The 6505-nt window shown below is 70.7% G+C and carries 13 protein-coding genes; 4 read left to right on the forward strand and 9 right to left on the reverse strand.

Translation table 11 applies throughout. The annotated features are described in order from the left end of the window. Positions 1 to 102: 102 nt before the first annotated feature. The 7 genes from AB0G13_RS24870 to AB0G13_RS24900 form a co-directional block, all read right to left on the reverse strand. Positions 103 to 366 carry a hypothetical protein gene (locus AB0G13_RS24870; RefSeq protein ID WP_357878601.1) on the reverse strand — a complete coding sequence of 88 codons (264 nt, stop codon included), beginning with the start codon at positions 364 to 366 and terminating at the stop codon, positions 103 to 105. Beyond that, positions 363 to 647 (reverse strand): hypothetical protein, encoded by a 285-nt coding sequence (locus AB0G13_RS24875; RefSeq protein WP_357878604.1) that lies wholly within the window; start codon positions 645 to 647, stop codon positions 363 to 365. Before AB0G13_RS24875 ends, AB0G13_RS24870 begins: the two co-directional genes overlap by 4 nt. After that, positions 644 to 1045, reverse strand: a complete 402-nt coding sequence (locus tag AB0G13_RS24880; RefSeq protein ID WP_357878607.1) for a hypothetical protein — start codon at positions 1043 to 1045, stop codon at positions 644 to 646. Before AB0G13_RS24880 ends, AB0G13_RS24875 begins: the two co-directional genes overlap by 4 nt. Next, the gene (locus tag AB0G13_RS24885; RefSeq protein ID WP_357878609.1) at positions 1042 to 1410 is read right to left on the reverse strand and encodes a hypothetical protein; all 369 of its coding nucleotides are present in this window, start codon (positions 1408 to 1410) and stop codon (positions 1042 to 1044) included. Before AB0G13_RS24885 ends, AB0G13_RS24880 begins: the two co-directional genes overlap by 4 nt. A gap of 121 nt (positions 1411 to 1531) precedes the next feature. Further along, a complete protein-coding gene (locus AB0G13_RS24890; RefSeq protein ID WP_357878612.1) occupies positions 1532 to 1816 on the reverse strand; it encodes a hypothetical protein in 285 nt (94 codons plus the stop codon). Further along, positions 1813 to 2025, reverse strand: a complete 213-nt coding sequence (locus AB0G13_RS24895) for a helix-turn-helix domain-containing protein (protein WP_357878615.1) — start codon at positions 2023 to 2025, stop codon at positions 1813 to 1815. The genes AB0G13_RS24890 and AB0G13_RS24895 overlap by 4 nt, the downstream gene beginning before the upstream one ends. A 1-nt stretch (position 2026) precedes the next feature. Then, positions 2027 to 2341 (reverse strand): hypothetical protein, encoded by a 315-nt coding sequence (locus tag AB0G13_RS24900; RefSeq protein ID WP_357878618.1) that lies wholly within the window; start codon positions 2339 to 2341, stop codon positions 2027 to 2029. Between the two features lie 291 nt (positions 2342 to 2632). Between AB0G13_RS24900 and AB0G13_RS24905 the strand changes: the two genes are divergently transcribed. Continuing rightward, positions 2633 to 3091 (forward strand): helix-turn-helix transcriptional regulator, encoded by a 459-nt coding sequence (locus tag AB0G13_RS24905; RefSeq protein ID WP_357878621.1) that lies wholly within the window; start codon positions 2633 to 2635, stop codon positions 3089 to 3091. A gap of 3 nt (positions 3092 to 3094) precedes the next feature. Then, complete coding sequence (locus tag AB0G13_RS24910; protein ID WP_357878624.1) at positions 3095 to 4321, forward strand: tyrosine-type recombinase/integrase; 1227 nt, start codon at positions 3095 to 3097, stop codon at positions 4319 to 4321. 225 nt (positions 4322 to 4546) lie between these two features. Here the strand turns inward: AB0G13_RS24910 and AB0G13_RS24915 are convergent, their stop codons facing one another. Then, entirely contained in the window at positions 4547 to 5035 is a 489-nt protein-coding gene (locus tag AB0G13_RS24915) for a tyrosine-type recombinase/integrase (RefSeq protein WP_357878628.1), read from the reverse strand. 202 nt (positions 5036 to 5237) lie between these two features. Between AB0G13_RS24915 and AB0G13_RS24920 the strand changes: the two genes are divergently transcribed. Next, positions 5238 to 5684 (forward strand): UTRA domain-containing protein, encoded by a 447-nt coding sequence (locus AB0G13_RS24920; protein ID WP_357878631.1) that lies wholly within the window; start codon positions 5238 to 5240, stop codon positions 5682 to 5684. A 223-nt stretch (positions 5685 to 5907) separates the two neighbouring features. Further along, positions 5908 to 6231 (forward strand): 2'-5' RNA ligase family protein, encoded by a 324-nt coding sequence (locus tag AB0G13_RS24925; protein ID WP_357878640.1) that lies wholly within the window; start codon positions 5908 to 5910, stop codon positions 6229 to 6231. Here the strand turns inward: AB0G13_RS24925 and AB0G13_RS24930 are convergent. Further along, a partial coding sequence (locus AB0G13_RS24930) for a tetratricopeptide repeat protein (protein WP_357878634.1) occupies positions 6162 to 6505 on the reverse strand: 344 nt, incomplete at its 5' end. The two genes, AB0G13_RS24925 and AB0G13_RS24930, sit on opposite strands and share 70 nt — an antisense overlap.

Raw genomic sequence — 6505 nt, forward strand, 5'->3', positions numbered from 1 at the left:
ACGGTGGCCATCAGGACCGCCGAGGGGTGAGGGCGGGCCAGAGCAGCAGGTGGGCGCTGGCGAAGGTGAGGGCCAGCAGCGGGAGCACCACGTCGGCCGGGGTCATGCGGTCCACCCCCAGCAGCAGGGCGGGGCCATCGCGGCGACCAGGGCCTCCCACGCGGCAATCTCCCGCTCGTGCTGCAGGGCCTGCCGGGCCTCCACCTCGCGGTCGACCAGGCGGTGCGCCATCCCACGCGGCAGGGCCTCGATGCGTGCCCGCTCCACGGCCAGCTCGTCGTCGGTCATGACGGCGAGGTGGGCGGCGTAGTCCCGTAGCGCCTGGACGAGGTCCAGGGGCTGGACGTCGCGCAGCGCGGCCGTCACCGGGCCACCGCCGGGGCGGGCGCGGCGGGCCCCCTCGTACCCGCCGCGCCCAGCTGTGCCCCGACCGGCCCGGACTGATGAGTGCGCCGCTCGACGGTGTCGACGACGGGGCCGGTCGGGGAGTCGATACGCCCGGCGAGCGCCGGGTCGGTCAGGGGCAGCAGCGGCAGCAGCGGCTCGGCCATGCCGGCCAGCAGTGCCATCGCGCACGCCAGGCACGCGCACAGCGGCGGGTGCTCGTCGTCGGCGACGGCAGCGGCCGGGAACACCGGGGCCGTCATCGGCCCGCACCCGCCGGGACAACCTCGCCGCCCGCCACCGGCGGCCACTCCCGGGCGTGCAGCTCGGTCAGCGTGTTCGCCAGGTAGTGGTCCGGGTGGCCGAGCATCTCCCACTGGTTGAGGATGTGGAACGCCGACCGGCCGGCGTCCGGCTCGCAGGTGCGGCCGTCCAGCGCCGGGCAGTCCGCGTGCGCGCCGTCGGTGCCGTCCGGGACCGGCTGGTGGTAGGTGATGCAGTCCGGGTACAGCCGGACGCCGGCCTGGTCGCGGATCACGGTGGGGCGGTGGAAGTCGTCGGGCACGTGCACGGCGTGGATGGACACGGCGCCGCGGTCGTTGCCGACGACCCACCAGCGCTTGCTGTCGTGGTCGAAGGTGCGCATCTCCATGGCGATCACGCCCCGGCCTGCGCGTCGGCCGCCTCGGCCACCACCGCGCCGCTGTACGAGGTCAGCGCCTTCCAATCGGCGGACCGCTGGCGGCTCACGTAGTAGGACTTGAAGGGCAGCCCTTCGAACGCCCGCTCGGCGTCAGCGCTGCCCGCCTTCGTCACCATCTCGACGCCGAGCTGCTCGGCGATGCGGGCCACCTCGGCCTGCCCGGTCTCGTCGTCACCGGCCAGCACGCAGTGGCTGAAGTTGGGGTAGCGCGGCAGCGGCATGTCGGGGTGGGTCTCGTAGAAGTCGGCCAGGGCGCGAAGTCCGGCGACCAGGGCGTCGCGCTTGGTGTCGCGCTCGGTCGGGGCGGTAGTCTGCTGTGACATCGACCTGTCTCCTTGACGTTGGTGGGTCGGTACGCGCGGGTCGCCTTGCCAGAGGTGGCCCGCGTCTTGCTGTCCGGGTGGCCGGCCGGAGCCCTACGTCGCGGCCGGCCACCCGGGGCTGTCAGACCGCCGCGCGAGCGGCCAGCCGGTTCGCCTTGCGGCCGGCGCGGCGCTGCTGGCGCGCCGTCAGCCGCCCGGTGCCGTTCTGCCGGCGGTAGTTGTCCTCGCGCCGCTCGGCGGTCAGCGGCGACGCCGAGCTGCTGTGGGCGCTGGCCTGCGCGGCGGCGGCCGAGCTGCGGGCCCGGTTCGTGCGCAGGCCGTCCAGGAACGCGGCGAGCTGCGGGCCGAACACGGCGAAGCGGCCGGGTCCGGTGCTGCCGCCGCCGGTGGTGGTGGGGTGCGTCATGCTGCTGCCTTTCCTCGTGGCTGGATTTCGCGGGACTTGATGTACTCGTCTGCGACCGACTCGCGGACGCGGATCCGGGCCTTCTTCGCCCCGGGCGCCGCCAGGTCGACGAACGCCAGCTCGCCGGCCCAGATGGCCCGGTAGACGGTCTGCTTGTCGACGCCCCACAGCTCGGCGACCTCGACGACCGTCAGCAGCCGGATGCCCATGTCAGGCCGCCGGGTTGGCTGCGGTCGGCTCCGTCGTGACGGCGAACAGGTCGTCCAGCCCCGGCGGCTCGTGCCCGTACTCGGCGAGCTTGTCCGCGTGGCGCTTGAGCGCGGCGATGCTGCGGGCCATGAAGACCTCGCCGATCACGCCCTCGTTACACGCGCGGCGCACCTGCCGGACGGTCATGCCGATCTCGACGGCGATCTTCGTCAGCTCGTCGCAACCGATGAGCGCGAAGAGCTTCCGGTACCTCTCGACGTCGAGGCTGATGCCTGCCGTGTCCCGGACTGCTGGGACTTCCATGTCCGTACTCACGAGGGAGACGCTACTAGGACATGGACTACCTAGCAAGGTGCGTGACCAGGTAATTTCGGAGCGTCATTGCCTAGGACATGCATGTCCGCTAGGGTGGCGAACATGTCCGCCTCATACAGCCGACGCCGACGCGCCGTCGCAAAGCAGAGGGCCACGCGAACCGTCAACACTTCGCAGGCCACGCGCCAGAAGCGCCGCTTCCGCCGTCGCCCCGTCGGCCGCGCGATCAAGGCCGTCTTCCACACGACGCGGCTACTGCGACCGGACACGCGTGTCCGGTACGCTTCGGATGTGGCAGAGGGCAGCATCGACCGCGACGCATGGGCCAAGGTCGTCACCGGCCTGATCGCCCAGGAAACGGGCACCCCCGCCAAGCCGCAGGGCAACAAGAGCCGCTTCGCCGAGCTCGTCGGCGTCACCTACAAGACGGTGCTGCGCTGGACGCAGGGAGCGTCCGACGTCTCCGAGGACAGCGTCCGCCAGGTCGCCCGCGCCCTGCACATCTCGCCCCTGCTCCTGCTCGTCCAGGTCGGCTACTACACCGACGAGGACCTCGGCGCCGCCGCGTCCGTCGCCACGCCCGCCGGCATCGACAAGGACGACCCGGCGCTGCGCGTCATCCTCGAAGCCAACGTGCCGCCCCGCGTCCAGCAGCGCATGATCCAACGCCTGCAGGAGTTGCGCGCCCGCGAGGCTGAGCGCGAGGTCGACGAGGTGCGGTGGTGGATCGACCAGAGCCGAGGGGCATAGCCCGTGGCCTGGATTCGCCAGCTGCCCTCTGGACTGTGGGCGGCCACCGTCAGGCTGCCCAAGGGCAGCGACCCCGACCGGGTCACCGAGACGCACAAGCTCAAGGGCGCCGTCACCAAGTGGGCTGCCGACCTTGAAGCGGACATCCGCAAGGGCGACTGGATCGACCCGCGCGCCGGCAAGAAGACGGTGGGGGAGTGCTGGGAGCAGTGGGGCACCACCAGCCGCCGACTGGAGCAGGCGTCGCGCCGGCGCGACGAGTCGCACTGGCGGGTGCACGTCGCGCCGCGGTGGGCAAAGGTGCCCGTCGGGTCGATCCTGAAGCCGGACGTGACCGCGTGGGTGGTCGAGATGGAGAGCACCCACCAGGCGAGTTGCCGCCGGCGTGACACCTGCACCGGCTGCAAGGCGGCGGTCGGCGCCGCCACCATCGAGGGCGCAGTCGGGGTGCTGCGCGCGGTTCTGGACCTGGCCGTCGACGCGAAGTTGCTCCGCGACAACCCGGCCCGCGGCGTGAAGCGGCCGAAGCGCAACGCGCACGTCGACCGGGTCCTCGACCCGGCCGAGGAACAGCAGCTCGTCAACGCGCTCGACCGGCTCTTCCCCGGCCGGCCCGACGCGGGCCTGTTCGTGGAACTGGTCGCCGACACGGGGATGCGGTGGGAAGAGGCAGCGGCGATCCCGCCACAGATGGTCGACACCCGCAAGAACCGGATCAGCATCGCGTGGGTGATGGAGCGCGACGGCACGGCCCGGCCGTACGCGAAGAGCGCCGCCGGGAACCGGGCGGTGACGTACGGGGACCACCTGGCGGCGCGGATGAAGGCGGCGAAGATCGCGGCCCGGGAGGTCGTTGGGGTGTTCCCGAAGGACGACCCGGGCCGGCTCATCTTCACCAGCGAGAAGGGCGACGCGCTGCGCTACTCGAACTGGCACCGGCGGGTGTGGACGCCGGCGCTACGAGGGCTGCCGGAGCGGCCGAAGGTGAAGGGCCACGCCTACCGGCCGGCCCGGCCCGGCGCCGGCCTGGCCGACCCGCAGCCGACGCCGCACGACCTGCGGCACACGTTCGGCACGCGGCTGGCCGACGAGGGCGTGCCGCTGCACGACATCATGGCGCTGATGGGCCACGAGGACATCCGGTCGGCGCAGCGGTACCTGCACTCGCGGGAAGAGCGGTTCGACCGTGCGCGGCAGGCGATGGCGCGCGCTCGGGCCGCCAGTTCATGAGTCAGCCATGAGTCATGATCTTGATATGGCATGTTGAAAGCGCCTAATTCTGCCTACAACCGTTAGCCCATCCACGCAGGCCACGGCGCGTTTCGGCAGGTCAGCGCGATGCCCCGGCATTCATTCACACCGAAGAGGTCACTGGTTCGATCCCAGTATCGCCCACCATCGAAGTAACGCAGAAGAGCCACCCTCGGAAGAGGGTGGCTCTTGCTGATTCCATCGTCAGTTGTCGTTGGGCGTCAGCGGATCGTCAGCGAACGCCTCGCGGATGCGTTGATCCCGCCCGTCGGATCGGTGGGTGTAGAGGTTCAGGGTGGTCGACGGTTTCTCGTGGCCCATCACGGCCTGGACGTCGTTGACCGGGACGCCGCGCGACACCAGCTCGGTGGCGTACGAGTGCCGCAGGTCGTGAAAGCGCAGACCACCCGGCGCCATCTTCGCCACGTGCGCGACCGCTTCCCGCTCGGTGGTGAACTCCGCCGTCCACTCGACGCCCTCGGGGTCGAGCCAGGCCGCACGCCACTTGAAGTGCCCGAGCCGACTCACGTTCCCGAGCAGGCCGGCGCGGACGAGCGACGGCCGCCAGACCCGAGCGCGGAACAACGTCCGGCGTAGCGGACCGGCGGACGAGTTGGTGAAGACCTCGCCGCGGGGACCGGCGGGGAAGACGTCGCGATGGGCCGTCAGCAGTTCGACCGCGAAGTCTGGCACCGGGACGGTACGCCGAGACCTGCCCGCGACTTCGGATAGGGCTTGCTGGTGACCGTGCCGGCGACCTCGACGGCGACCCGGACGACCTCGGCCCTCTTCCTGTTCAGGTCGAGCGAATCCCAACCGAGCCCGGTGCACTCGCCCCAACGCAGCCCGGTACCGCCGGCAAACGCGACCAAGGCGCGATACCGGTCGGGCGCCGGTGACAGGCGAGATCGCCGCGGCGATGGACCTACCAGCCGGCACTGAGGTAGTGGTCCGACGCCGGCACCTCTACAACCATGAGACGGGCAAGCCCGAAGAGATCGGGGCGAGCTACATCCTGACCAGCATCGGCGGCGGGACCTATCTTGAAGAGCCCACGGTGGTGCCGAAAGCCCTGCTCCTGTGCATCGAAGAGCTGAGCGGCAAGCGGTACGCCACCGCTCGTGATCACTGGCTCTCCCGTCTTCCCACCGGCGAAGAAGCCTCAGCGTTGGAGCTGCCCACGGGGGCACCGGTCATGCAGGTTATCCACGTGGCCCGCGCCGAGGACGGAACCGTGCTGGAAGTCTCGGAATCGGTCTGGCCGGCAGACCGCATCGTCGTCATCGACGAGTACCCGGTAGAGCCGGAGCCCTCCGAACCCGACACGCCCTCCGAAGTCTGAGGTAGCCATGTCGCTTGTTGACCTTCCGCCTGGCACGCACGCTGCCCACGTTCGCAACCACTGGTGGTGGCGTCCCGGATGGCATGTCGGGAGGCGCTTCTACGCCTTCCACATCACGTTCGACAACCAACCCACCCTCTACGACCTGGCAACCGCGTACCGAACGGCCCTGGCAGAGAGGCCGAGCCTGACCCTCATTCCGGACCGGTGGCTGCACCTCACGATGCAGGGTGTTGGCTTCGCCGATGAACTCACACCCGATGTCGTCGGCAGGATCGCTGCGGAGGCCAGGTCCATGCTCGCGAGCGTTCCGGCCTTCGGCGTGGAGTTCGGACCGGTCGTTGTGGCGGACGAAGCGATTGTCATGCCTGCCGAGCCAGCGGAACCGATTCGCGAGCTACGCCGCCTGACCCGCCAGGCCATCGGCCGGGTGCTTGGTGAGGACCAGGTCGCCGAGGACGCGGACCGGTTTCGCCCTCACGTGGTGAGAGTGTGGGGATGGTCGGGTCCCAGTACCCGCAAGCGGTCGGCGAGTAGCTGCTCGTAGGCGGCGACGGCACCGTTAAGGTCGCCTGCCGTGCCCCGCCAGTCAGCGAGGTCGCCGCGGGTGGTGAGGGTGTCGGGGTGGTCGGGTCCCAGTACCCGCAAGCGGTCGGCGAGTAGCTGCTCGTAGGCGGCGACGGCACCGTTAAGGTCGCCTGCCGTGCCCCGCCAGTAGGCGAGGCTGCCGCGGGTGGTGAGGGTGTCGGGGTGGTCGGGTCCCAGTACCCGCAAGCGGTCGGCGAGTAGCTGCTCGTAGGCGGCGACGGCACCGTTAAGGT

This window comes from Micromonospora sp. NPDC023633, assembly GCF_040640035.1.
Taxonomy (GTDB): Bacteria; Actinomycetota; Actinomycetes; order Mycobacteriales; family Micromonosporaceae; genus Micromonospora.